The sequence below is a fragment of the Rhizobium sp. N731 genome, from assembly GCF_001664145.1.
GTDB classification, from domain to species: domain Bacteria; phylum Pseudomonadota; class Alphaproteobacteria; order Rhizobiales; family Rhizobiaceae; genus Rhizobium; species Rhizobium esperanzae.
Window position 1 is genome coordinate 1,428,820 of sequence record NZ_CP013601.1, and the last position, 23,806, is coordinate 1,452,625.

22 protein-coding genes are annotated in these 23,806 nt (G+C 61.0%); 16 read left to right on the forward strand and 6 right to left on the reverse strand.

Translation table 11 applies throughout. The features are described 5' to 3' along the window. The first annotated feature begins 4 nt into the window (after positions 1 to 4). Positions 5 to 2,149 carry a peptidase domain-containing ABC transporter gene (locus AMK02_RS07045; protein ID WP_064801507.1) on the forward strand — a complete coding sequence of 715 codons (2,145 nt, stop codon included), beginning with the start codon at positions 5 to 7 and terminating at the stop codon, positions 2,147 to 2,149. Next, entirely contained in the window at positions 2,146 to 3,594 is a 1,449-nt protein-coding gene (locus tag AMK02_RS07050; protein ID WP_064801509.1) for an HlyD family type I secretion periplasmic adaptor subunit, read from the forward strand. The genes AMK02_RS07045 and AMK02_RS07050 overlap by 4 nt, the downstream gene beginning before the upstream one ends. 131 nt (positions 3,595 to 3,725) lie before the next feature. On the opposite strand, the gene AMK02_RS07055 is transcribed toward AMK02_RS07050, so the two are convergent. Then, a complete protein-coding gene (locus AMK02_RS07055; RefSeq protein WP_064806049.1) occupies positions 3,726 to 4,628 on the reverse strand; it encodes an alpha/beta fold hydrolase in 903 nt (300 codons plus the stop codon). Between the two features lie 127 nt (positions 4,629 to 4,755). After that, positions 4,756 to 6,831 carry a lytic transglycosylase domain-containing protein gene (locus tag AMK02_RS07060; protein ID WP_064801511.1) on the reverse strand — a complete coding sequence of 692 codons (2,076 nt, stop codon included), beginning with the start codon at positions 6,829 to 6,831 and terminating at the stop codon, positions 4,756 to 4,758. Positions 6,832 to 7,045: 214 nt separating this feature from the next. Here AMK02_RS07060 and dapA point away from each other — a divergent pair, with 214 nt between their 5' ends. Both dapA and smpB read left to right on the forward strand, forming a co-directional pair. After that, the gene (dapA, locus tag AMK02_RS07065) at positions 7,046 to 7,930 is read left to right on the forward strand and encodes a 4-hydroxy-tetrahydrodipicolinate synthase (protein ID WP_064801513.1); all 885 of its coding nucleotides are present in this window, start codon (positions 7,046 to 7,048) and stop codon (positions 7,928 to 7,930) included. Positions 7,931 to 8,023: 93 nt separating this feature from the next. Further along, entirely contained in the window at positions 8,024 to 8,503 is a 480-nt protein-coding gene (gene smpB / locus AMK02_RS07070) for an SsrA-binding protein SmpB (protein ID WP_004675044.1), read from the forward strand. Between the two features lie 39 nt (positions 8,504 to 8,542). On the opposite strand, the gene AMK02_RS07075 is transcribed toward smpB, so the two are convergent. Then, entirely contained in the window at positions 8,543 to 9,124 is a 582-nt protein-coding gene (locus tag AMK02_RS07075) for a LabA-like NYN domain-containing protein (protein WP_064801515.1), read from the reverse strand. A 298-nt stretch (positions 9,125 to 9,422) separates the two neighbouring features. Between AMK02_RS07075 and rpoZ the strand changes: the two genes are divergently transcribed. The 12 genes from rpoZ (at position 9,423) to AMK02_RS07135 (ending at position 19,761) form a co-directional block, all read left to right on the forward strand. Continuing rightward, the gene (gene rpoZ / locus AMK02_RS07080; protein WP_011424719.1) at positions 9,423 to 9,827 is read left to right on the forward strand and encodes a DNA-directed RNA polymerase subunit omega; all 405 of its coding nucleotides are present in this window, start codon (positions 9,423 to 9,425) and stop codon (positions 9,825 to 9,827) included. A 142-nt stretch (positions 9,828 to 9,969) separates the two neighbouring features. After that, positions 9,970 to 12,204, forward strand: coding sequence for a RelA/SpoT family protein (locus AMK02_RS07085; protein WP_064801517.1), 2,235 nt, complete (start codon positions 9,970 to 9,972; stop codon positions 12,202 to 12,204). Positions 12,205 to 12,401: 197 nt separating this feature from the next. Further along, positions 12,402 to 12,551, forward strand: coding sequence for a DUF3563 family protein (locus AMK02_RS07090; RefSeq protein ID WP_064706756.1), 150 nt, complete (start codon positions 12,402 to 12,404; stop codon positions 12,549 to 12,551). 155 nt (positions 12,552 to 12,706) lie between these two features. Continuing rightward, the gene (locus AMK02_RS07095; protein WP_064801519.1) at positions 12,707 to 13,297 is read left to right on the forward strand and encodes a DUF2062 domain-containing protein; all 591 of its coding nucleotides are present in this window, start codon (positions 12,707 to 12,709) and stop codon (positions 13,295 to 13,297) included. A 37-nt stretch (positions 13,298 to 13,334) separates the two neighbouring features. Continuing rightward, positions 13,335 to 13,739 (forward strand): holo-ACP synthase, encoded by a 405-nt coding sequence (gene acpS, locus AMK02_RS07100; protein ID WP_064801521.1) that lies wholly within the window; start codon positions 13,335 to 13,337, stop codon positions 13,737 to 13,739. A gap of 135 nt (positions 13,740 to 13,874) precedes the next feature. Continuing rightward, positions 13,875 to 14,618: a signal peptidase I gene (lepB, locus tag AMK02_RS07105; RefSeq protein WP_064801523.1), complete on the forward strand. Its 744-nt coding sequence runs from the start codon at positions 13,875 to 13,877 to the stop codon at positions 14,616 to 14,618. Beyond that, positions 14,615 to 15,334 carry a ribonuclease III gene (rnc, locus tag AMK02_RS07110; RefSeq protein ID WP_064801525.1) on the forward strand — a complete coding sequence of 240 codons (720 nt, stop codon included), beginning with the start codon at positions 14,615 to 14,617 and terminating at the stop codon, positions 15,332 to 15,334. Before lepB ends, rnc begins: the two co-directional genes overlap by 4 nt. A gap of 7 nt (positions 15,335 to 15,341) precedes the next feature. Continuing rightward, positions 15,342 to 16,283 carry a GTPase Era gene (gene era / locus AMK02_RS07115; protein ID WP_064801526.1) on the forward strand — a complete coding sequence of 314 codons (942 nt, stop codon included), beginning with the start codon at positions 15,342 to 15,344 and terminating at the stop codon, positions 16,281 to 16,283. Positions 16,284 to 16,431: 148 nt separating this feature from the next. Continuing rightward, entirely contained in the window at positions 16,432 to 17,184 is a 753-nt protein-coding gene (locus tag AMK02_RS07120; protein WP_064801527.1) for a Crp/Fnr family transcriptional regulator, read from the forward strand. 102 nt (positions 17,185 to 17,286) lie between these two features. Further along, positions 17,287 to 17,772 (forward strand): response regulator, encoded by a 486-nt coding sequence (locus AMK02_RS07125; protein WP_064801528.1) that lies wholly within the window; start codon positions 17,287 to 17,289, stop codon positions 17,770 to 17,772. Between the two features lie 123 nt (positions 17,773 to 17,895). Then, a complete protein-coding gene (gene recO, locus AMK02_RS07130; RefSeq protein WP_064801529.1) occupies positions 17,896 to 18,666 on the forward strand; it encodes a DNA repair protein RecO in 771 nt (256 codons plus the stop codon). Between the two features lie 99 nt (positions 18,667 to 18,765). Then, positions 18,766 to 19,761, forward strand: coding sequence for an aldo/keto reductase (locus AMK02_RS07135; RefSeq protein ID WP_064801531.1), 996 nt, complete (start codon positions 18,766 to 18,768; stop codon positions 19,759 to 19,761). A 69-nt stretch (positions 19,762 to 19,830) separates the two neighbouring features. Here AMK02_RS07135 and AMK02_RS07140 read toward each other — a convergent pair whose 3' ends face one another. The 3 genes from AMK02_RS07140 to AMK02_RS07150 form a co-directional block, all read right to left on the reverse strand. Then, positions 19,831 to 20,688, reverse strand: a complete 858-nt coding sequence (locus tag AMK02_RS07140; protein WP_064801533.1) for an MOSC domain-containing protein — start codon at positions 20,686 to 20,688, stop codon at positions 19,831 to 19,833. A gap of 28 nt (positions 20,689 to 20,716) precedes the next feature. After that, positions 20,717 to 21,361 carry an HD domain-containing protein gene (locus AMK02_RS07145; RefSeq protein WP_064801535.1) on the reverse strand — a complete coding sequence of 215 codons (645 nt, stop codon included), beginning with the start codon at positions 21,359 to 21,361 and terminating at the stop codon, positions 20,717 to 20,719. Positions 21,362 to 21,506: 145 nt separating this feature from the next. After that, complete coding sequence (locus tag AMK02_RS07150; RefSeq protein WP_064801537.1) at positions 21,507 to 23,411, reverse strand: putative bifunctional diguanylate cyclase/phosphodiesterase; 1,905 nt, start codon at positions 23,409 to 23,411, stop codon at positions 21,507 to 21,509. Positions 23,412 to 23,806: the final 395 nt, after the last annotated feature.

The following is a 23,806-nucleotide window of genomic DNA, read 5'->3' on the forward strand; positions in this document are numbered from 1 at the left end:
GGCCATGAGTGGTTTTCTGCATACCAACCTGCATTGTCTTGCGCTCGTCGCGCGTCACCACGGCGTCGACCTTTCTCCTGAGCGATTGCAGCACGATTATTCCGTCGGCAACGATCCGGTGGCCGTGCGGCAAATGCTCAGAATGGCCAAGGATGCCGGCCTCAGGGCCAGGCATCTGACCCTCGACTGGCGAAGCCTGTTCCAGCTCGGCGAGGCTTTCCCGGTGCTTGCCGAACTTTCGAACGGCAACTGGGTGGTCATCGCCGGCGCTCTCGGGGAGGGCGAGGATGAGCGGATCCGCGTTCTCGACCCGCTCGCCACGCGCCCCGAAGTCATGCTGCTGAGCGAGGAGCAATTCGCCAAGGCCTGGCTCGGATCGGTTGTGCTGATGAAGCGCAACTATCGCATGTCGGATGAGGACCGGCCCTTCGGCTTCCGCTGGTTCGTCCCCGAAATCATCCGCCAGCGCAGCTTCTTCCGTGACGTGGCGCTCGCAGCCTTCGTGCTTTACGGCCTGGGGCTGACGACGCCGATGTTTTTTCAGCTCGTCATCGACAAGGTGCTCGTGCATCAGAGCTACGCGACATTGACGGTTCTGACGGTCGGCATCGCGGTGGCGCTCGTCTTCGACGCGACCTTCAGCTTCCTGCGCCGCTATCTGCTGCTCTACGCCACCAATAGGATCGACATCCGGGTGGCGACACGCACCTTCGGCCACCTGCTCAACCTGCCGATCGCGCTCTTCGAACAGGCCTCAGCCGGTGTTCTCGTCAAGCATATGCAGCAGACGGGGCGCATCCGCGAATTCCTGACCGGCCGGCTGTTCCTGACGCTTCTCGACGGTGTTTCACTCTTCGTCTTCTTGCCGATCCTGCTTCTCTACAGCGTCAAGCTGACGCTCGTGGTGTTGGGTTTTGCGGCGCTCGTCGGGCTCGTGGTGATACTGCTCGTCGGGCCGTTCCAGCGTCGCCTGCAGGCTCTTTATCAGGCCGAAGGCGACCGGCAGGCCCTGCTGGTGGAAACCGTGCATGGCATGCGCACCGTCAAGTCACTGGCGCTGGAGCCGCGCCAGCGCAAGGTGTGGGACGATTATTCGGCGCAGTCGATTTCGGTGCGTTTCCGGGTCGAGAAGATCTCGACTATCGCCCAGTCGATGACCGGGCTTCTGGAGAAGCTGATGAGCGTGGCGATCATCGGACTCGGCGCGCTCGATGTCTTCAGCGGTTCCATGACGATCGGCGCGCTGGTCGCCTTCAACATGCTGGCCGGCCGCGTCTCGGGACCGCTGGTGCAGATCGTGACCATGGTGCACGAATATCAGGAAGTGGCTCTGTCGGTGCGCATGCTCGGCGAGATCATGAACCAGCGGCCGGAACAGGCAGGCCGCGGGCGAGGGGTGCGGCCGCATCTGCACGGACGTATCGAATTCGACAGGGTCACTTTCCGCTATGGTCCGGATGGGCCGCCGGCGCTCGACAATGTGTCCTTCGCCATTCCGGCGGGCTGTGTTTTCGGCGTGGTCGGCAAGAGCGGCTCGGGCAAGACGACAATCACGCGGCTCATCCAGGGGCTCTATCAGAGCCAGGAAGGGCTGGTGCGCATGGACGGCTATGACAGCCGCGAGATCGACCTCGTGCACCTGAGAACCAGCATCGGCGTCGTGCTGCAGGATAATTTCCTCTTCCGCGGAACGGTGCGCGATAATATCGCCGCCGCCAAACCCGATGCCAGCATCGAGGAAATCATGGAGGTCGCCCGCATCGCCGGCGCGGAAGAATTCATCGAGCGCCTGCCGCGCGGCTTCGACACGATGCTGGAAGAAAACGCCGCCAACCTCTCCGGCGGCCAGAGGCAGCGGCTTGCCATTGCGCGGGCGCTGATCACCGATCCGAAGCTCCTGATCTTCGACGAGGCGACGAGCGCGCTCGACCCCGACAGCGAGGCGATCATCCGCGAGAATCTGAGCCGTATCGCTGCCGGGCGCACCGTCGTCATCGTCTCGCACCGGCTTTCGACGCTCGTCGATGCCGATGCCATTCTCGTCATCGATCGGGGCAAGGTCGCCGATATCGGCCGGCACGACCAGCTGGTGTCGCGCTGCATGACCTATCGCCACCTGTGGGCACAGCAAATGAGGCAGGTCGCATGAACGCGCGTGTCAGAAAATCCGGCGAGAACCTGCCCGTAGCCCCAGACCATGGTCCCTCAGACAAGGGGCCGCCAGGCAGAGGTGGGCAGCTCGCCGCCCGCCTGCCGCTGCCGCCGGCAATTGCGGAATTTCAGTCCGACGCCGTCGAGCTCGAGGAACGTGCTCCGCCGCGTGTTGCGCGCACGACGCTCTATTGCGTGACGGCGCTGATTGCTGCGACCATCATCTGGGCCTCCGTTTCTGATATCGACGAGGTGGTGATTGCGCCCGGCAAGCTCGTCACCACCCAGCCGACCATCGTCGTCCAGCCGCTCGAAACCTCGATCATCCGCACGATCGATGTGAAGGCCGGCGAGGTGGTGCATGCCGGACAGACGCTCGCAACGCTCGACGCCACTTTCAGCCAGGCCGATGTCGACCAGCAGCAGGCGAAGTTCTCGGCACTCGACGCCCAGGTGAAGCGCATCGAGGCGGAACTTGCCGGCGACGACTACACGATGATGGCGGGAACAACGCCCGACGAGATGCTGCAGGTGCAGCTCTTCGGCCAGCGGCGGGCATTCTACACGGCGCAGCTGCAGAATTTCGAGCAGCAGATCGCCGGCCAGTCGGCAGCGCTTGCCGCGGCCAGGAACCAGGAGGCCGTGCTCATCGACCGACGCGACACGCTCTCGCAGATCGAAGGCGCGCGCGAGCGGCTCTTTAACACGCAGAGCGGCTCGCTGATCACCATGCTCGGCTCGCGCGACGCCCGCCTCGACGTCGAGTCCGATCTGACTGCCGTGCGCGGCAAGGCCGACGAGGCCGCGCATGCCTTTGCCAAGCTGAAAGCCGATCGGCAGGCCTTCATCGAGGATTTCCGCCGTGCCGCGATGGAACAGCTGGTAGAGCTGCGCGGCCAGCGCGACATGGCGGATGAAGAGCTGAAGAAGATGGAGCTGCGCCGCAACATGGTGTCGCTGACAGCACCTGCCGACGCCGTCGTGCTCGATCTCGCCCAGCGCTCCATCGGCTCCGTCGTGCGCGAAGCCGAACCCATCGTCACGCTGGTGCCGATCAACGTGCCGCTCGAAGCGGAAGTCTCGATCAACACCCGCGACATCGGCCGCATCGCCGTGGGTAAGGAGGCCCGCATCAAGCTGGACGCCTATCCCTTCCAGAAATACGGCACCGCGTCGGGCGAGGTTCGCACCATCAGCCAGGACACGTTTATGACCGGCCAGCAGCAGGAACAGACCGCCACTCCGAGCCAGCCGGCCGCGCCCTTCTTCAAGGCTCGCATCCTGCTTGCCGATACGAGGCTGAACGCCTCGGACGTGCCGGTCAGACTGCTGCCGGGCATGACCGTCTCGACAGAGATCAAGGTGGGCAACAGGACGGTAATCTCCTATTTCCTCTACCCGCTGCTGCGCGGCCTGGATGATGCCATCCGGGAACCGAACTGAGAGAGCCGCAGACGAGGCGGAGGCGAGGGGCCTTCGACACACGCCGGGGGAGGGGATGGCGCGCCAGGATTCCAGGCAGCCGCCCCCAAGGCGTTTGGGTAGCAGCGGGAGCCGCATTCGATTCCGATTAATCAGCCTACCGGGAAAGTGGCAAGAAAAGCGCGAATTGCTGCAGGGATATTGCCGAGATGGAGGAGGGGCGCATGTCCTTGCCCTCCGGCGGTATGAAGGATCAATCCGGGATGCAGTCGGGCCATTTCGCCCGCGGTTTCTTGGGAAAGAAGCGGTGAATTTTCGCCGCGGATCAGCATCAGCGGAAAGCGGCTCAGGCTTTCGAATTGTGCCCAGAGATCGGGCAGCGGCTGGCTGAAATCGATCGATCTCAGCGCCTCGGCGATCGCCGGATCGAAGTCGGCGACCGGCCTTCCGCCGACGTCGCGATATAGCGCAAGCGCCATTTCGCGCCAGTCCTCGCCTGTAAGCGCGGTAAACGAGGCGCCGTGATTTTCCCGCAATAGATCGGCCGCCTCTTTCCAGTCGGCCGGCGCCTTGCCGCTGTTGAGGTAGTCGCGAATGAGCGCCAGCCCTCTCGCCTCGATCGCCGGTCCGATATCGTTCAGGACCACGGCTTCGAGAAGATCCGGCCGTGTCGCCGCGATCAAATGCAGGATCAGGCCGCCACGCGAGGTGCCGATGAAAATCGCTCGCTCGATGCCGAATGCCGTGCAGGCGGCAATGATGTCGCCGGTCTCGACGGCAAGATTGTAATTGGCCTTGTTCTCATCCCATGCAGAATTTCCGCGCCCGCGCGAATCGAGCGCGATCACCCTGCGCGGGCCTGTTCTGTCGCGGCTGAGAAGCAGCGCAAGCGGATGAAAGTCCCGGGCATTGCGGCTCAGGCCGGGCAGGCAGATCACCGGCAGCCGTTCGGCGGCTGCCGCCTCCTCCGGCCGGTAGTCGCGTGCATAAAGCCTCAGCCCATCGGGGGAAGAGTAAAATCGTTCCTGGAAACCGCCTGCATCCATATCCGGCATCGCATCCTCGAGACCTGTCTGATCCAGAAGGTGTAGAGCATGTCTCGCAAAAGTGTGCAGCGGTTTTGCGATAAAGACATGCGCAAAAACAAAGACCAGCCTGCTTTTCAAGCCGCGCCAAACGGCTTCAGGAGGCGCTGCGTCCGCCGATCAGGTCGCGCTCGATATCCGCCGGCTGGCCGAGGCGGGCTTTGTAGACTTCGTAATTCTCCATCACCCGCTGCACGTAGTTGCGCGTTTCGGGGAAGGGGATGCGCTCGATCCAGTCGACGATCTCGTCGACCGGCCTGCCACGCGGGTCGCCGTAGCGTCCGATCCATTCCGGCACCCGCTTCGGCCCGGCATTATAGGCGATGAAGGTGAGGATGTAGGAGCCGCCGAAGGCTTCGATCTGCTCGCCGAGATAATGCGCGCCGAGCGTCGCATTATAACCGGCATCGGCCGTCAGCTTGTCCTTCGAAAAGGTGATGTTGTGGCGCTTGGCCACCGCCTGGGCCGTGCCGGGCAGAAGCTGCAGCAGGCCGCGAGCATTCGCCGCCGAAACGGCGGCCGGGTTAAAGGCGCTTTCCTGCCGGGCAATCGCGTAGGCGAGCGCCTTGCCGGAGCCGGAGATATTGGCATTCGCCGGGATTACGCCGACGGGAAAAGCGAGCGCGGCGACGTCGATGCCGCGGCCATAGGCGATCTTGCCGACCTGCAGTGACAGATGATGATTGCCTGATTGCTCGGCTTGCGCCGCAAGGATCGCCAGTTCACCGGGACTTTGCAGCTGATCGGCGAGCGCGAGATAGAGGATATCGGCCCGCCATCCATGGCCGGCTGCCTCGAGCCGGGCGATTGCCTGCACGGCCTCGCGCGCCTGGAAACTCTGGCGGTCGGCTGCGCTCGGGGTGGGATAGCTGACGTTGAGCGTCTTGCGTCCAAGCCTTTCGGCCGCGAGCTGCCCATAGAAGGTGCCGGGAAAATTTGCGGCCTTGCCGTAAAATTCGCTGGAGTTGCCGGGGCCGCCGGCCTCGGCTGCCCGCCCGAGCCAATACCAGGCGCGCGACACCGAGATGGGGCCGTTCGAAGTCGCCAGAATCTTGCGGAAATGCTTTTCTGCCGTTGTCGGATCCTGCAGACCGCGCAGCGCATACCATCCGGCATGGAACTCGGCCTCGACGATATCAGTCGGGCTGGTTGCCGCGGAACTTGCGACGACGCGGTAGGCCGGTCTGAATTGTCCCTGATCGACGAGGCCGCGGCTGACGATCCGCTGCTCGTTCCACCATTCTCCGGAATTGACCAGTTCGCCCGGCTCGCGCGGCATCTTTTCCAGAAGCGCCGCCGCTTCGGCATACTTGTCCTGCTTGCGCAGATATTCGATCCGCGCGAACAGCAGGCCGGCATCGCCACGCCATTTCGGCTCGACGCTATTGAGCAGCGCGTCGGCATTGGCAGCTTTGGCGTCGACGGCGGCCCAGGCCTTGTAGAGGGACTGCGCCCCGCCCATATCGCCGAAGCGCTTGGCCTGCGCCACCCGGCCACGATACATCAGATAGTCCATCCGCGCCTTGTGGTCGGCTGGCGTCAGCAGGGCGGAAAACTCGAGGAGGATCTTGTCTTCGCTCGCCTTGTCGAGCGCCTCGGTGCGCCAGACCTTGCGGATATATTTTGCTGCCTGCGCCTGCTTGCCTGACGCAGTCAGCGCCCGCCCGAGGATGACGGCGCCCTGCTCCGTCTCCGGCGCGGTATCGCCGAAAGCGGCGAGCACGGCTGACGGGGCGGGGTTTTCGTCGTAGAGCGCACGTTCGGAATAGGCGCGCAGCCTGGAAAGGCCGGGCCATCCCTTGAGCTCCTGCGCGGCGCTGGCGATTTCATAAGAGGGAACGCCCTTCAATCCGGAGACGGCGATCGCCCAGGTGAGGATATGCCGGTCGAGCGTACCCTCGCGCATGCTGTCGCGGATCGATAGAGCCAGTTGCGGATTCTTGGCGGAAAGTGCGTCGAGGCCGGTTTTCAGATCGCTGGCGACAGGCGCGACGGCGGGATTGCGGGGTATGGCGCCGGTTGTCAGCGCTGCCGGTATCGATGTCTCGGGAACGAAGCCGATCGGCTTGACGTCAGGCGTCGGAATGCCTTCGCCGGGAAGCGGCGACGCGAGGCTGCCCCACGCGGCGGCAACAAAGCCGAAGGCGGTCAGAATCAGGACAGCTTTCTTCATCCGGGATCTCGCAACGGAAAACACGCCCTGCCCATTTGGCTAGAGGCTTCTTAACGAAACCTTACCGTACCAGGTAAAATTCATTCACATCTGCTATCGGAATTTGCCCTAAACCGAACTCTCCGCGCTTGTCGCGATGATTTCGGCGCTCTATGGTGCGCAAAATATTCATGGAATGCGGCCGAAGCAAGGATTTGGTCGTGAGGAGCTTTGCATGTTCAATGGGTCCATTCCCGCCCTCGTCACCCCCTTCACCGATGCCGGACTGATCGACGAAGCGAGCTTCGCCGCCCATGTCGACTGGCAGATCAAGGAAGGCAGCAGCGGTCTCGTTCCGGTCGGCACGACCGGCGAATCGCCGACGCTGTCGCATGCCGAGCACAAGCGGGTCGTGGAACTCTGCATCGAAGTGGCGGCAAAACGCGTTCCGGTCATGGCCGGCGCCGGTTCGAACAATACGCGTGAGGCGGTCGAACTCGCCCAGCATGCCGAAAAGGTCGGCGCCGACGCCGTGCTCGTCGTCACGCCCTATTACAACAAGCCGACGCAGAAGGGTCTGATCGCGCATTTTTCCGCGATCGCCGAGGCCGTCGCCCTGCCGATCTATATCTACAATATTCCCGGCCGTTCGGTGATCGACATGACGCCGGAAACGATGGGTGCTCTCGCCAAGGCGCACAGCAACATCGTCGGCGTCAAGGACGCGACGGGCAAGATCGAGCGTGTCTCCGAGCAGCGCATCACCTGCGGCAAGGACTTCAGACAATTGTCCGGCGAGGACGCGACAGCCCTCGGTTTCAACGCCCATGGCGGCGTCGGCTGCATTTCGGTGACGGCCAATGTCGCCCCGCGCCTCTGCGCCGATTTTCAGGCCGCGACGCTGGCCGGTGAATTCGCCCGCGCGCTCGAATATCAGGACCGACTGATGCCGCTGCACAAGGCGATCTTCCTTGAGCCCGGTCTCTGCGGCGCCAAATACGGCCTCTCCAAGCTCGGCCGGATGAGCCGCAATGTCCGCTCGCCGCTGCTTTCGACCCTGGAGCCGGCAACCGAAGCAGCAATCGACGCCGCCATGCGTCATGCAGGATTGCTGAACTGAGGAGACCCGCCACCTTCACAAGGCCGGGTCGTTCCCTTACATAAGGACAGGCAATGAGGGCGCGGCTTTTCGCGCCCCGAAGGGAATATCGTCATGGCCCCCAAAGGCAGCCAGCGTGTGGTGAACAAGGTCGTGGCCGAAAACCGCAAGGCCCGCTTCAACTACGAGATCATCGATACTTATGAGGCAGGTCTCGTGCTGAAGGGCACGGAGGTCAAGTCGTTGCGCGAAGGCAAGGCCAATATCGCCGAATCCTATGCGTCGGATGAGGACGGCGAGATCTGGCTGATCAACTCCTACCTGCCGGAATATCTGCAGGCGAACCGCTTCAATCACGAACCGCGCCGGCGCCGCAAGCTCTTGCTGTCGGGCCGTGAGATCCATCGCCTGCGTTCAGCTGTCAACCGCGAAGGCATGACGCTGGTCCCGCTGAAGATCTATTTCAATGATCGGGGTCGGGCGAAGATGGAGCTTGCGCTCGCCAAGGGCAAGAAATTGCACGATAAGCGCGAATCCGAGAAGGAGCGCGATTGGAACCGGCAGAAGAGCCGCTTGTTGAAGGATAACGGCTAGCCCATCGCGCCGCAGCCGATAGGCTCGCGGCGCTTTCGATTACTCCCCGAAATCGCTGGCCGGGGCGACTTCGACCGGGCGCGGCGCCCGCTCCGCGGGATCGCGACCGATTTCAGCCTTCAGCGACAAGAGGTCGATGAAATGATCGGCCTGCCGGCGCAGGTCGTCGGCGATCATCGGCGGCTGCGTCGCCATCGTCGAGATCACCGAGACCTTGCGGCCTCTGCGCTGCAGCGCCTCGACGAGGTTCGTGAAGTCGCCGTCGCCGGAGAAGATGACGAGATGGTCGACGGTTTCCGACTGCTCCATGGCGTCGATCGCAAGCTCGATGTCCATGTTGCCCTTGATCTTCCGCCGGCCCATGGAGTCGGTGAATTCCTTGGCAGGCTTGGTGACGACCTTATAGCCGTTATAGTCGAGCCAGTCGATCAGAGGACGGATCGATGAATATTCCTGGTCCTCGATCAACGCCGTATAATAGTAGGCGCGCAGGAGGTAGCCGCGTTTCTGGAATGCCTTCAAGAGCTTGCGGTAATCTATGTCGAAACCGAGGCTCTTGGATGCAGCGTAGAGGTTGGCGCCGTCAATGAAGAGTGCAATTTTTTCGCGTGGGTCAAACATCGCTTACCAATTCCAATGAGAGAAATCGAAATTCGCGGGGCATCAAATTTCAATAAATACAATGGCTTATTGTGATTTTTGATCTGATGCTTACTTTACCATCTGTTCATATAAGAGAGATTTAGGGCACGATTCCGCATATTCCAAGCAACCTTTGGTGGAATTGTCACATTCTCCATGGAAATTTAGCTCGGCCGCGGATAAAGACGAGGGGAGCCGGAACGAAAAACTTGTATTTGCCCGGTTTTAATTGTATCGGGCGTGCTAATCCCGAAATGACGACCGTAAAGGACAGGCAATGGCCCGTGTCACAGTTGAAGATTGCATTGACAAGGTGGAGAACCGCTTCGAGCTGGTTCTGCTCGCCAGCCACCGCGCCCGGCTGATTTCCCAGGGTGCCTCGATCACCATCGATCGAGACAACGACAAGAATCCTGTCGTGGCGCTGCGCGAAATCGCCGACGAGACGCTTTCGCCCGATGATCTCAAGGAAGATCTGATCCATTCGCTGCAGAAGCATGTCGAAGTCGACGAGCCCGAGCCCGATCCGGCCAGCATGATCGCCGCCGGCGGCGCTGCTGCCGCTGACAGCGAGGAGCAGGACGACCTGCCGGAGACGATCACTTTCGACCAGATGTCGGAAGAAGAGCTGCTTGCCGGTATCGAGGGCCTCGTGCCGCCGGAAAAGAGCGACGATTATTAAGCGTCTCGACCGGATCTGATTCGGAAAAGAGCGACGATTACCAATCGTCAATCTTGCGCCTTTATTGCTTAGGCATATTATTGCCCATGTGTGCGCCAATCGTTGATTGGCGCGCTTTTATTTTTGTCGGAGTGGCTTTGGAATGATGCGGCAGTACGAGCTCGTGGAGCGGGTTCAGCAATACAAGCCCGATGCCAATGAAGCACTGCTGAACAAGGCCTATGTTTACGCCATGCAGAAACATGGCCAGCAGAAACGCGCGAGCGGCGACCCGTATATTTCCCATCCGCTCGAGGTCGCCGCCATCCTGACCGATATGCATCTCGATGAATCGACGATCGCGGTCGCCCTTCTGCACGATACGATCGAGGATACGACGGCGACGCGCGCCGAGATCGACGAACTCTTCGGCGAGGACATCGGCCGCCTGGTCGAGGGACTGACGAAGATCAAGAAGCTCGATCTCGTCACCAAGAAAGCCAAGCAGGCGGAGAACCTGCGCAAGCTGCTGCTCGCCATATCAGATGACGTACGGGTGCTGCTCGTCAAGCTCGCCGACCGCCTGCACAATATGCGCACCCTCGATCACATGTCGGCCGATAAGCGTGCCCGCATCTCCGAGGAGACGATGGAAATCTATGCGCCGCTCGCCGGCCGCATGGGCATGCAGGACATGCGCGAGGAACTCGAGGAGCTTTCCTTCCGGCACATGAATCCGGAGGCCTACGAGACCGTCACGAAAAGGCTGGAAGAGCTCTCCAAGCGCAACGAAGGCATCGTCAAGAAGATCGAGGCCGAATTGCGCGACCTCCTGGTCGCCAGCGGCCTGACCAGCGCCTATGTCAAGGGCCGGCAGAAGAAGCCCTATTCGGTCTTTCGCAAGATGCAGTCGAAGTCGCTCTCCTTCGAGCAACTTTCCGATGTCTACGGCTTCCGTCTGATCGTCGAGGACATCCCGTCCTGTTACCGGGCGCTCGGCATCGTCCATACGCGCTGGCGCGTCGTGCCCGGGCGATTCAAGGATTATATCTCGACGCCGAAGCAGAACGATTACCGTTCGCTCCACACCACCATCGTCGGTCCGTCCAGCCAGCGCATCGAGTTGCAGATCCGCACCAAGCGCATGCACGAAATCGCCGAATTCGGCATTGCCGCCCACACGCTCTACAAGGACGGTGCCACCAATGCCGATGGCGACATTCTTTCGCGCGAATCCAATGCCTATTCCTGGCTGCGCCATACGATCGAGGCGCTCGCCGAAGGTGACAGCCCGGAGGAATTCCTCGAGCACACCAAGCTCGAACTCTTCCAGGATCAGGTCTTCTGCTTCACGCCGAAGGGCAAGCTGATTGCCCTGCCGCGTGGCGCCACCCCGATCGATTTCGCCTATGCGGTGCATACCAATATCGGCGATACCACGGTGGGCGCCAAGATCAACGGCCGCATCATGCCGCTGGTGACGCGGCTGGCGAATGGCGACGAGGTCGAGATCATCCGCTCCGGCGTGCAGGTTCCGCCGGCCGCCTGGGAGGAGATCGTCGTCACCGGCAAGGCGCGGGCAGCTATCCGCCGCGCCACCCGCATGGCGATCCGCAAGCAATATGCCGGCCTCGGCCACCGCATTCTCGAGCGCACCTTCAACCGAGCCGGCAAGATTTTCTCGCGTGAGGCGATGAAGCCGGCACTGCACCGTCTGGGCCAGAAGGATGTCGAGGATGCGATCGCCGCCGTCGGCCGCGGCGAGATGTCCTCGCTCGACGTGCTGCGCGCCGTCTATCCCGACCATCAGGACGAGCGCGTTACCGTCAAGCCCTCCGGCGATGACGGCTGGTTCAATGTCCGCAGCGCCGCAGGCATGATCTTCAAGATTCCCGGCAAGGCCAAGGCAGGGGCCGAAGGCGGCCATTCGGAACTTGATGCCGATGTCGATGTCGGCCCGATCCGCGGCCTGTCCGGCAATGTCGACGTCAAGTTCGCCTCGACCGGCGCCGTGCCCGGCGACCGCATCGTCGGCATCATGGATCAGAGCAAGGGCATCACCATCTATCCGATCCAGTCACCGAGCCTGCAGCGTTTCGATGATCAACCTGATCGCTGGATCGACGTCCGCTGGGATCTCGACGAGGCCAACAAGTCGCGTTTCATGGCGCGTATCATGGTGAATGCATTGAATGAGCCCGGCACGCTCGCCAAGGTGGCCCAGACCGTCGCCGGGCTCGACGTCAATATTCGTATGCTGAATACGGTGCGCGTGGCAGCCGATTTCACCGAGATGATGCTGGAAGTCGAGGTGTGGGATCTGCGCCAGCTCAACCAGTTGCTCGCCCAGATGAAGGACCTGGATTGCATCGCCACGGTCCGGCGGCTCTATGAGTAGGCTTTTGTTAAGCCTGCCATGGGCCCGAATCGACAAAGATGCACATTTTATGATCGGTTTATAATCGTGACGGCGCAGCAATAAGGCAAGGAATGCGTTGAACGCATAGCTGTGTCCATGTCGCAGCGGTGGTAATCAGCCTTTGGCAGGACTATCTTCTGGTCATCGAAAACGTAAACAGAAGATGAGACAAGGTAATGTTTGATCCTATCAGGAAAATCGCTCGCGCCTTTCGCGCTCCGACAACGCAGGAACGTGAAATGGCCTATCTGAACGGCTCGCTGGATCGTATCGATCTCGAGTTTCGTCAGCGTCAGGTCGACCGCGGTCTGTTCCGCAATCGCTGATACCGCCTTTATACTTGGTCGAGTGAGGGACGTTACGTATAACGAGCGCCCCTCGGCATGAAGATGCTCCTTTGCAAGAAAGATAAGGGGGCTGTTTCGGGCGGTACCATTTGCCGCTCTTGTCACGGTCCGGTGCACTGCACTAAATAGCGACCATGTTGTTTCGCCGTCGCAAGCCTGCGGGTTTCAAGGAAAAGATGCGGGAGCTTCTATGGCCCCGAAAAGGTTTCCTTCGCCCGATCCGTTACCTGACAATGCGCATCCTGCGCCTGAGCGCTTCTCCGCATGCGGTTGCGGCCGGCGTCGCCGCTGGCGTCTTTGTCTCGTGGACGCCGTTCATCGGCGTGCATTTCGTCATGGCTTTCGTCATCAGCTATTTCCTCTCCGGCAATATGGTGGCCGCGGCTCTCGGCTGCGCCGCCTTCGGCAATCCGCTGACCTATCCTTTCATCTGGGGCATCACCTGGGAGATCGGCCATCTGCTGTTGAGCCGTAAGGATCATCTGGCCGGTCAGGCGGTGGATCTCGCCGCGCTCTTTCACAAGCTGAACTTCACCGAATTATGGAGGCCGGTGCTGGAGCCGATGCTGATCGGTGCCATTCCGCCGGGAACCGTGACCGCCGTTGCGCTCTATGCGCTGACGTTCTACACCGTCAAGGGTTTTCAGGCGCGCCGCCGCACGCGGCTGATGGAGCGGGCGCGCCTGCGCCTGGCGGGTCCGGCCGGCGACATGCCGAGCGTATGAACCGGTGCAGAATTCTTAGGCGACGGAAGGTTCCGGCATGATCATCGGCATTGGCAGCGATCTGATCGACATTCGTCGTGTCGAGAAATCGATCGAGCGCTTCGGTGAGCGCTTCACCCATCGCTGCTTCACCGAGGTCGAGCGTGCCCGTTCCGACCACCGGGCAAACCGCGCCGCATCCTATGCCAAGCGTTTCGCCGCCAAGGAGGCCTGTTCCAAGGCACTCGGCACCGGCATAGCCCAGGGCGTCTTCTGGAAGGATATGGGCGTCGTCAACCTGCCGAGCGGCAAGCCGACCATGCAGTTGACCGGTGCCGCCGCCGTACTCCTCAAATCGATGCTGCCCGCGGGCCATCGGGCCGCCATTCATTTGACAATAACCGATGATTATCCGTTGGCGCAGGCCTTCGTCATCATCGAGGCGTTGCCCGAGAGCCTCTGATCGTGACCTCGGGAGCGTTGATCGCGACCTCTCGTCGCTTTTCATGTTGTCGCCATTGCCGCAACCGGCCGAAGCCGCTAGAGAGAACGGCAGAAAGAATTGCGCCTTTACGGCGTCTTGAAGGAATGAGACTGCGTGTCCGAAAAAGTCGATACCAAGCCGAACGCCCTCTGGGAAAATATCAAGGTCATCATTCAGGCGCTGATTCTGGCGATGGTGATCCGAACCGTGCTGTTCCAGCCCTTTACCATTCCGTCCGGTTCAATGATGCCGACGCTGCTCGTCGGCGATTATATCTTCGTCAATAAGTTCGCTTACGGCTATTCGAAGTATTCGCTGCCCTTCTCGCCTGATCTCTTCAGCGGCCGCATCTTCGGCTCGGATCCGAAGCGCGGCGATATCGTCGTCTTCCGCTTCCCGCCGAATCCCGATGTCGATTATATCAAGCGCTGCATCGGCCTGCCCGGCGATCATATCCAGGTCACCGACGGCGTCCTCTACGTCAACGGCAAGCCTGTTCCGAAGGTGGCGGATGGCAGCTTCACCTCGGACTACAAGCTCGATCCGGGCGAGGACGTGCCGGTATTCCGCGAAACGCTTGATAACGGCAAGACCTACGACACGCTCGACCAGTCGCCGGTGTCGCGCGGCGATAACACCCGCGAATTCATCGTGCCGGAAGGCCATTATTTCATGATGGGCGACAACCGCGACAACTCGCTCGACAGCCGCTTCGACGTCGGCTTCGTGCCGGCTGAAAATCTTGTCGGTCGCGCCAGTGTCATCTTCTTCTCGCTCGGCAACGACACGTCTTTCCGCGAAATCTGGAAGTGGCCGACCAACATGCGCTGGGACCGCCTTTTCAAGGTCGTTGAATGAGCAAGGCGCAGACGCTTTCTGCGGCCGACCGCGCAAAGCTCGAAAGCCTGATCGGCCATGACTTCGCCGAAAAGGCACGCCTGGACCGGGCGCTGACCCATGCCAGCGCGCGTACCGAAAAGGGCGGCAACTACGAACGGCTGGAGTTTCTCGGCGACAGGGTCCTCGGGCTCTGCATCGCCGAGCTTCTGTTCCGCACCTTCGGCACGGCGGGTGAAGGCGAGCTCTCGGTTCGTCTCAACCAGCTCGTCAGCGCCGAAACTTGCGCCGCGGTGGCCGACGAACTCAATCTCCACCTTTATATCCGCACCGGGGCCGATGTGAAGAAATTGACCGGCAAGCGCATGATGAACGTGCGCGCCGATGTCGTCGAGAGCCTGATCGCCGCGATCTATCTCGATGGTGGTCTCGAAGTCGCCCGGCGGTTCATCCTGCGCTATTGGCAGGGCAGGGCGGTCAGGGCCGACGGCGCCAAGCGCGACGCCAAGACCGAGCTGCAGGAATGGTCACACGCGAAATTCGGCGTCACGCCGATCTACCGTGTTGATGAACGCAGCGGACCGGATCATGATCCGCGTTTCAAGGTGACGGTGGAAGTTGCTGGCATAAGGCCGGAAACCGGCGTAGAGCGGTCGAAGCGTGCCGCCGAACAGGTTGCGGCGACCAAGATGCTCGAGCGTGAAGGCATTTGGCAGCAATCGTCTGCCGGAAACTGACGGGACAATGACACAAGAAGAAGATATCGCGGCCGACGCTGCTGCAGAAAGCCATGGCCCGACGCATTCGGGCTTTGTCGCGCTGATCGGGCCGACCAATGCCGGCAAGTCGACACTGGTGAACCGCCTCGTCGGCGCCAAGGTCTCGATCGTCAGTCACAAGGTGCAGACGACGCGCGCGATCGTCCGCGGCATTGCCATTCACGACAATGCCCAGATCGTCTTCATGGATACGCCCGGCATCTTCAAGCCGCGCCGTCGGCTCGACCGGGCCATGGTAACCTCTGCTTGGGGCGGCGCCAAGGATGCCGATCTGATCATGCTGCTGATCGACAGCGAGCGCGGCTTGCGCGGCGATGCCGAAGCCATCCTCGAGGGCCTGAAGGAAGTTCAGCAGCCGAAGATCCTGGTGCTCAACAAGATCGACCGCGTCAACCGCGAGGATCTGCTGGCGCTGGCGGCCGCCGCCAACGAGAAGATTGCTTTCGAGCGCACTTTCATGATCTCAGCCGAAACCGGTTCCGGCTGCGACGACGTCATGGACTATCTCGCCACCACCTTGCCGGAAGGGCCGTGGTACTATCCGGAAGACCAGATCTCCGATCTTCCCATGCGTCAGCTCGCCGCCGAGATTACCCGCGAAAAGCTGTTCCTGCGCCTGCACCAGGAGCTTCCCTACTCCTCGCATGTCGAAACGGAAAAGTGGGAGGAGCGCAAGGACGGCTCGGTGCGGATCGAGCAGGTGATCTATGTCGAGCGTGACAGCCAGAAGAAGATCGCCCTCGGCAAAGGTGGCGAAACCATCAAGGCAATCTCGACCGCCTCCCGTAAGGAATTGTCGGAAATATTAGAGCAGCCGGTCCATCTCTTCCTGTTCGTCAAGGTTCGCGAAAACTGGGGCGATGATCCCGAGCGGTTCCGCGAAATGGGCCTCGAATTCCCTAAATAAGGATGGCAACGATTTTACCGGGCGACCTCCAGTCCCTTGTTTCTTAGGAAAAAATCCGTGTCGTTGCGGAACGAATCCGAGCCTTGCGCATTCCTCGGTTGACGGCGCGCGCCGGACGCGTCGTCGTTTGCGCGACTGCAGGGCAGGCATGGCAACGTCGAAACGAATCCATTCTTTCAAAACTCCTTGCGAGCTATGTCCATTGCGGCCTCTGCCGCACTTCAGGGAGTTTAGCCGCGACGAGCTGGAATTCGTTTCGCGTTTCAAGCGCGGCGAACTTGCCGTCGATGCCGGCTCCACGATCCTCGTCGAAGGCGCCCACAGCGCTCATCTTTTCACCGTGCTGTCCGGTTGGGGCTTCCGCTATAAGATGCTGGAGGACGGTCGCCGGCAGATTCTGAATTACATCATGCCTGGTGAGCTGATCGGTCTGCAGGGAACGATCGCCGGCGAAATGCAGCATTCCATTGAAGCGCTTTCACCCGTTTCCCTTTGTGTCTTCGAGCGTGATCGTTTGATGACGCTCTACAACAAACATCCTTCGCTCGCCTTCGACATTACCTGGATTGCCGCGCGCGAAGAACGAATATTGGATGAGCATCTCCTGAGCATCGGTCGCCGCACTGCATTGGAAAGAGCGGCCTATCTGATCGCTTTCCTGTATGAGCGCGGCAGGAAGCTCGATCTCTTCAACGGCCGCAAATTCATCCCCATCACTCAACAGCATATCGCCGACACTCTCGGTCTTTCTATCGTTCACACCAACAAGACTCTGAGAAAGCTTGGAGAACGTGGTCTGATCCGCTGGCAGGAACGCGGCTGCGAAGTTCAAAACGGTGAGGAGTTGATGGCGATCGCCGGCTGGGAGGGGCTTGGAGAGGGCAAGCGTCCCTTCATTTAGCAGAAGCGTCTATGTCTTTTTTAAATGCAGTTTAGCATTTGAGAAAATAAGGTCGGTCGTCATCTTTCCTCCGATTTTGATTCTTATCGACCGGGCAGAAAAATGGTTTATTCAGAACTGGTGGCGGAATTCACCGATAGCGTGCCATGCGGGGCACCGGAGGGCAATGATGTTGGCGAAACGACCGGGGCGCTGCGAAAGGCGCACCACGAGGGGCATGGAATCATGAACGCGTTGCGTGTTTTGGTTCTCGAGGACAGTCTGATCATTGCGATGGAGGCGGAGGATATCCTGCGGCTGGCCGGCGTCGAGAGCATCGATATCGTCGGCAGTCTCGAACAGGCGAGAGCTGCCATCGCCGCGGAGAAATACGATTTCGCCCTTCTCGACGTCAACCTGGGCGAGGGTACGAGTTTCGGATTTGCCCGTCATCTCCTCGATGTCGGCATCCCCTTCGGTTTCGTTAGCGGCTATTCCGACATACGGGACTTCCCGTGCGACCTTCAGCACATACCGCTGCTGGTGAAGCCGTTCGACGAAAAGGCAATGAGCGACTTCCTGCAGAGGCTTCTGCAGGCTGCGGGCTGACGCGGTCCATGACAAATGCCAGACCTGCTGAGCACTCTCAATCGACATCGTGCTCTTCTGATATCGATTCCGATTTTCGGGCCGATCGGCTAAGATGAGCCAATCGGCCGCAGGGACTTTTTTATGCAGTGGCAGGACCACGCAATCATTCTGGGTGTCAAACGCCACGGCGAGACGAGCGTCATCGCCGAGGTGATGACGCGTGATCGCGGCCGTCACCTCGGCCTGGTGCGTTCCGGCCGTTCGCGCGCCATGCAGCCGGTGCTGCAGCCGGGCAATGCCGTCGAGGTCGTCTGGCGCGCCCGGCTCGACGAACATCTCGGCGAATTCCGCGTCGAGCCGGTGACGCTGCGCGCCGCCCGTCTGATGGAAACGGCGACCGCCGTCTACGGCGTCCAGGCGATGGGCGCTCTGCTGCGGCTGCTGCCGGAACGAGACCCGCATCCGCACCTGTTCGACGCGCTGCAGGTGATCCTCGATCACCTGCATAACCCGGCCGATGCCGGTGAGCTTTTCGTACGTTTCGAACTGGCGGTGCTGAATGATCTCGGCTTCGGTCTCGATCTTGCCGAATGCGCGGCGACGGGCGCCCGCTCCGATCTCGCCTATGTCTCGCCGAAATCCGGCCGCGCCGTCAGTCGTAGCGCCGGCGCGCCGTGGGCAGACAAGATGCTGATCCTGCCGCCCTTCCTCGGCGTCGAAGGCAATCACGCGGCGGACTTCGACAGCCTTGCAGCCGCGTTCCGTCTGACCGGCTTCTTCCTGCATCGCCATGTTTACGAGCCGCGCGGCATCGAGGCTGCGGCAGCCCGTGACGGTTTCGTGCGGGCCGCGCTCAGGGCGCTTGATCCAGCCTCGCGGACGCTTTCCGGTCCGAACGGCGTCCCCGCCTGACCTGGTTTTTTACTGCTGCAAAACATCCTCCGGATTTGGCGGTTTACCCGCCGATGGGCGGCACCTATTTCTTGAAAAATGCCAATTAAGGAGGATCCCATGCTGACCAAGACCGCATCACCGACGACGATTACGCTCTGGAACGGCCGTGAAATTCCGCGCCTCGGCATGGGATGCTGGGCAATCGGCGGCCCTTTCTACGCCGGTGACACGCCGCTTGGCTGGGGCGAAGTCGACGACAATGAATCCGTCGAAGCGATCAATCGCGCCATCGCCCTCGGCATCCGCTTCTTCGACACCGCCTCGAACTACGGCGCCGGCCATTCGGAAGAGGTGCTCGGCCGGGCGGTCGGCAATCGTGACGATATCATCGTCGCCACCAAATTCGGCTTCGCGACCGATCCGGAGACGAAGCAGGCAATCGGCGCCTTCGCCGATGAGGCTTTCATTCGCCGCTCGGTCGAGACATCGCTGCGCCGTCTCAAGCGCGACCGTCTTGATCTCCTGCAGTTTCACATCAATGACTTTCCGCTGGAAGAGTCGGTTGCCGTCTTCGATACGCTGGAGGCGCTGCGGACCGAAGGCAAGATCGACGCGTTCGGCTGGAGCACCGATTATCCCGATCGCGCCGCCCGCCATGCCGGCCGCGCCGGCTTTGTCTCGGTCCAGCATACGATGAACGTCTTCGATCCGGTGCCGGAGATGATCTCTGTGATCGAAGGGAAGGGCCTGATCTCCATCAATCGCGGTCCGCTGGCCATGGGGCTGCTCACCGGCAAGTTCACCGCCGACAAGGCAGTGGGCGCCAAGGATGTCCGTGGCGCGGCACTCCCCTGGATGGTCTATTTCAAGGACGGGCGCATGGCCCCGGAATTTGCCGCAAGGCTCGATGCCGTCCGCGATCTCCTGACGTCGGGCGGTCGCACGTTGACGCAGGGGGCGCTCGCCTGGCTCCTGGCGAGGTCGCCGCGCACTTTCCCCATTCCGGGTTTCCGCACCGTCGCCCAAGTCGAGGAAAATGCCGGTGCGCTGGAAAAGGGACCGCTCTCGGCCGAGATCATGGCCGCGATCGACGCCGCACTCGGACATGGGTGAGAGCCGGTGAAACTTTGGAATGAGGGAGAATGTTGCGATATATAAGGGACAAAGCGCCCTCAGCCCGACCTACCCTCGTGTGCGAACCTTCATCGCCCAGCCCTCCGACCGAGCCTCGATGATCCTCACCTCGTCGCCGATCGTAATCCGTCCGCTGCCGCGTGGCGTGACATTCCAGCCGAAGAGTGGCCCGGGCACACGCCGGTCGGCAGACATGCGGATGCGGCCCATGGCCGGCATCGGGTTCGGCCCCTCGCGTGAACCGGTCCACTGGTCCTGCGTGGTCATGATGCAGCGGGAGCAAGGTTTGACGAGATCGAAACGGACGCCTGATATTTCGATCGCCGCCCAGCGGTCTTCCGGCCAGGCCTCATCGGTGTCGATGACGATGTTCGGACGGAAACGCTCCATGCCGACGCTGCCTTCGCCATGCGCGGCGAGATCGGCATTCAGTGCCTTCAAAGAGCCCGTCGTCGTTACCAGGGTCTGGTAGCCGTCGGTAAAGGTGACGGGCGAGCCTTCGCCGGCCCATTCGGCGCTCGCCGTCCGCCGTGCCTGCCCGTCGAAGAAGACCAGCCGCACCTCGCGACCAAGCCATTCGGAAATCTGCCTGTTGCTGTCGGGATCGGCGACGGCAGCGCTGACGGTCGATTTCCAAACGGTCACATCCATACGGAATTCAGGCCGGGGCGGCGGCACCGACAGTTCAGTCTTTCCTTCCATCAGCAGCCGAAAGGTGCCTGGTTCCGGTCGTACTGCGATGCGCGCGAGATCCGGCAATTCGCGCTGAGTGATGAAGTGACCCAGCGGGTCGGTGATCATCACCCGCCGGTCGCCGGCAAGCCCATAGGCGTCGACCTCGGCGGCAGGCAATGCAATGCCGCGGGCGCTCTTGAGCGGGTAGATGAAGAGGTCGCTGATACGCATGCCGTTCTCCTGGATCTCGTTCCCTAAACTAGATCTCATCCATGAAGGCCGAAAGGAAGTCGCGCAGGCTCTTGTCGCGCGCGGCCGCGATCCGGCGGCCGGTCTCGGTCTGAAATCCTTCCGCCAGTTTGAACAGCTTCGTCTGGAAGTGGTCAATGGCATAGCGCTTGTCGTCGAGGGGCCGGTTCGCGCCCTCGGGGTCGAACGGATCGTAGAGCCCCGATCCCATTCGCCCGCCGATATAAAAGCAGCGTGCCACGCCGACCATGCCGATCGCGTCCAGTCGGTCGGCATCCTGCAGGATCTTCGCCTCGAGCGTCTGCGGCGCCACCCCGGCGGAAAAACTATGAGCGGTGATGGCGTGGGCGGCGGCTTCGATATCCGCTTCGCTCCAGCCGAGTTCGGAAAGGATCACCGAAGCCTTTTCCGCCGCCAAGGCCGACGCTTTTGCCCGCAACGGTGAATTCTTCTCGACGGCGACGCAGTCGTGCAGCAGCACGGCGGCAGCAAGGATCCGTCCATCTCCGCCTTCTCCCGCATGGATGCGCATGGCGTTCCTGAAGACACGCAGGATATGGGCAAGATCGTGTGAGCCGTCGTCGCCCTCGGCCGCGTGTGCGACCAGCGCGGCTGCGAGCGTTTCATGAGGGGAGAAGGTTTCGGCCTCGAACATTGCGCCACCTCTTGTCGGAAGGAAAACGTCGAAGAGCGCCGGCCGAAAGCGAAGGGAGCTTCACAGGAAGCGACGCCGCCACGAAATTCGGAGATCTCGAAGCCGGTTTGTAGCGGCTTAACGTGCGAGTCGCAATCGAGGGAGGTCAGCGCTCGAGCGTCGGAAAAGCTGTCGCGCCGCCGCTCTTCGGCGGCAGGCAGAGAAGATGGGGCACGTCACGGACCGGGCGCGGCGGACTGATGTGATAGCCCTGAATCTCGTCGCATTCCTCGCATTCGAGCAGCGTCAGCTGGGCGGCCGTCTCAACGCCTTCGACAGTGACGCGCATGCCGAGCGCATCACCGAGCAGGATGATTGCGCGCATGATCGCATGCGCCTCCTTATTGTCGACGATGTCGGCGACGAAGGATTTGTCGATCTTGATCTTGTCGAAGGGGAAGCTCGAGAGATAGCTCAGAGAGGAATATCCGGTGCCGAAATCGTCCATCGAGATGCGGATGCCGCGCTCTTTGAGTGCGTGCAGGATCGGCAGCACCTCACTGAGGTTCTCCATCAGCACGCTCTCGGTGATTTCCAGTTCGAGCCGCGATGGCGACAGCCCGGCGGCGGCAAGCGCTTCGCTGACGTCCTGCATCAGGTTGCCGCTGCGGAACTGGATCGCCGAAACATTGACTGCGACCTTGATGCTCTCCGGCCATTGGGCCGCATCCCTGCAGGCCCGGCGCAAAACCCAGCGGCCGATATCGACGACAAGGCCGACCTCCTCGGCAAGCGGAATGAAATCCACCGGCGGCACGCGGCCTCGCACCGGATGGTTCCAGCGGATCAATGCTTCGAAACCGCAGGTTCGCCGCTCGGCAAGATCGTAGAGCGGCTGGTAGTGCAGTTCGAATTCCTCATTCTCGACCGCGGCTCGTAGATCTGCCTCCAGCGCATGGCGCAACTGCATCTGCGCTTCCATTTCTCCGGTGAAGAAGCGCTGGCGTTTGCGTCCGTCCGCCTTGGCATGCGACAGCGCCACGCCGGCATTTTTCAGCAGGATATCGGTTTCCCCACCGTTCTCGGGAGCGATCGCAATACCCATGGAGACGCTGAGCGTCACCCGTTTCTTGCCGTTCAGAAATGGCTGGGAAAGCTCGCGGCGGATCTGGTCGGCCAGCGCCGTCACGTTTCCAGGCTGCTGCTTGCCCGTCTGCAGGATGGCGAACTCGTCCGAACCAAGGCGCGCCAGCATGTTTTCCGACCCGGCCGAGGCTCGGATCCGCTCCGCGACCTGCTGCAGGATCTTGTCGCCGACCGACACCCCGATCGTGTTGTTGATCGATTTGAACCGGTCGAGATTGAGATGGACGAGGGCGATCTGCTCGTGCGGCTTGCGCTCGGCGAGCGTCGCATCGACCTGCTCGCGGAAATACATCCGATTGGGAAGACCGGTCAGGGGATCGTGATGGGCGAGATAGGTGATGCGCTGGGCCGCCTTTCGATCCTCAGTGATATCAGCATGAATGGCGATGCTGCTGCCGTCGGAGAGGATGGTCACCACGCTCTGAATGATGCGGCCATCATGCATCTGCCATTCGCGCCGGCGGATGCTGCTGCTTCCTGTCTTGGCGAGGGAAGGTCGTGCTGTCTGCCGGTCGGTTTTGGAGGCAGCGCTTTCGTTGCCGCGCATTTTGCCGATGAGTTCGGCAATCGTCGCGCCCGCGGCGATATCCTCCGGTGTCAGGCCAAAGAGCTGAGGGAAGCGGATATTGTAAAGCGTCAGCCGCTGGCCGGCATCGAAAACGCTGAGGCCGAGCGGCAGGTTATTCAGGACGATCTCGAAGAGTTTTTTCTGTCCGTCGAACGCTTGACTGAGCGCCGATAGATTCCCTTTCAGCGTCTGGGTTTCCCTCAGAAGCGTTTCCGCGCTTCTCTCGATTGCCTCATAATCGGTTTCGTAACTGTGATACGTTGCGATCACTAGTTCCATCAGACGCTGCGCGTCGATTGATCCGTCGGCCATGACAGCCTCCGTACATTGCCGCCAGAAGAGCGCTTCAGCCTTCATGGAAAAGCATCTTGGCTGACGGCAATAGCAAAAGCCGTCAGCGTCTGATGGACGTGCCTCAAAATACTGGACATGAAAACCTTTCTGAGAGAAACCATTGAAATCAATTTTTATGAGTGACGTATGGGGGTAATGCCTGATGACTATTTTGAGGCGGCCGGATTAATATTCGGTTGCAGTGCAGCAGAGGTGCACGTCGTCAGACAGGTTGCTTTCTATGTTGAAAATTACTGAAATACCAAGGCGGGCAGCGGCGGAAACCCGGTCCGAGCGCGCTCCGTTAATTTATGTCAACCATTGTTAATGAGAAGTTAACAACTTATTGACGCACTGCGCAAATCAGTTTAACCACCGAGTCAACAGTGATTTCCCACCTCGTATTGCGTACAAACACC

What these genes read in the sequence shown, in the direction of transcription:
- AMK02_RS07135 (WP_064801531.1), top strand. Translation starts at nt 18,766, where the DNA reads ATGCTGACCAAGACCGCATCACCGACGACGATTACGCTCTGGAACGGC.
- AMK02_RS07095 (WP_064801519.1), top strand. Translation starts at nt 12,707, where the DNA reads ATGTTGTTTCGCCGTCGCAAGCCTGCGGGTTTCAAGGAAAAGATGCGG.
- AMK02_RS07090 (WP_064706756.1), top strand. Translation starts at nt 12,402, where the DNA reads ATGTTTGATCCTATCAGGAAAATCGCTCGCGCCTTTCGCGCTCCGACA.
- AMK02_RS07085 (WP_064801517.1), top strand. Translation starts at nt 9,970, where the DNA reads ATGATGCGGCAGTACGAGCTCGTGGAGCGGGTTCAGCAATACAAGCCC.
- rnc (WP_064801525.1), top strand. Translation starts at nt 14,615, where the DNA reads ATGAGCAAGGCGCAGACGCTTTCTGCGGCCGACCGCGCAAAGCTCGAA.
- AMK02_RS07150 (WP_064801537.1), bottom strand. Translation starts at nt 23,411, where the DNA reads ATGAAGGCTGAAGCGCTCTTCTGGCGGCAATGTACGGAGGCTGTCATG.
- AMK02_RS07145 (WP_064801535.1), bottom strand. Translation starts at nt 21,361, where the DNA reads ATGTTCGAGGCCGAAACCTTCTCCCCTCATGAAACGCTCGCAGCCGCG.
- AMK02_RS07140 (WP_064801533.1), bottom strand. Translation starts at nt 20,688, where the DNA reads ATGCGTATCAGCGACCTCTTCATCTACCCGCTCAAGAGCGCCCGCGGC.
- recO (WP_064801529.1), top strand. Translation starts at nt 17,896, where the DNA reads ATGCAGTGGCAGGACCACGCAATCATTCTGGGTGTCAAACGCCACGGC.
- smpB (WP_004675044.1), top strand. Translation starts at nt 8,024, where the DNA reads ATGGCCCCCAAAGGCAGCCAGCGTGTGGTGAACAAGGTCGTGGCCGAA.
- rpoZ (WP_011424719.1), top strand. Translation starts at nt 9,423, where the DNA reads ATGGCCCGTGTCACAGTTGAAGATTGCATTGACAAGGTGGAGAACCGC.
- AMK02_RS07075 (WP_064801515.1), bottom strand. Translation starts at nt 9,124, where the DNA reads ATGTTTGACCCACGCGAAAAAATTGCACTCTTCATTGACGGCGCCAAC.
- dapA (WP_064801513.1), top strand. Translation starts at nt 7,046, where the DNA reads ATGTTCAATGGGTCCATTCCCGCCCTCGTCACCCCCTTCACCGATGCC.
- AMK02_RS07050 (WP_064801509.1), top strand. Translation starts at nt 2,146, where the DNA reads ATGAACGCGCGTGTCAGAAAATCCGGCGAGAACCTGCCCGTAGCCCCA.
- era (WP_064801526.1), top strand. Translation starts at nt 15,342, where the DNA reads ATGACACAAGAAGAAGATATCGCGGCCGACGCTGCTGCAGAAAGCCAT.
- AMK02_RS07060 (WP_064801511.1), bottom strand. Translation starts at nt 6,831, where the DNA reads ATGAAGAAAGCTGTCCTGATTCTGACCGCCTTCGGCTTTGTTGCCGCC.
- AMK02_RS07120 (WP_064801527.1), top strand. Translation starts at nt 16,432, where the DNA reads ATGGCAACGTCGAAACGAATCCATTCTTTCAAAACTCCTTGCGAGCTA.
- acpS (WP_064801521.1), top strand. Translation starts at nt 13,335, where the DNA reads ATGATCATCGGCATTGGCAGCGATCTGATCGACATTCGTCGTGTCGAG.
- AMK02_RS07055 (WP_064806049.1), bottom strand. Translation starts at nt 4,628, where the DNA reads ATGCCGGATATGGATGCAGGCGGTTTCCAGGAACGATTTTACTCTTCC.
- AMK02_RS07045 (WP_064801507.1), top strand. Translation starts at nt 5, where the DNA reads ATGAGTGGTTTTCTGCATACCAACCTGCATTGTCTTGCGCTCGTCGCG.
- AMK02_RS07125 (WP_064801528.1), top strand. Translation starts at nt 17,287, where the DNA reads ATGGTTTATTCAGAACTGGTGGCGGAATTCACCGATAGCGTGCCATGC.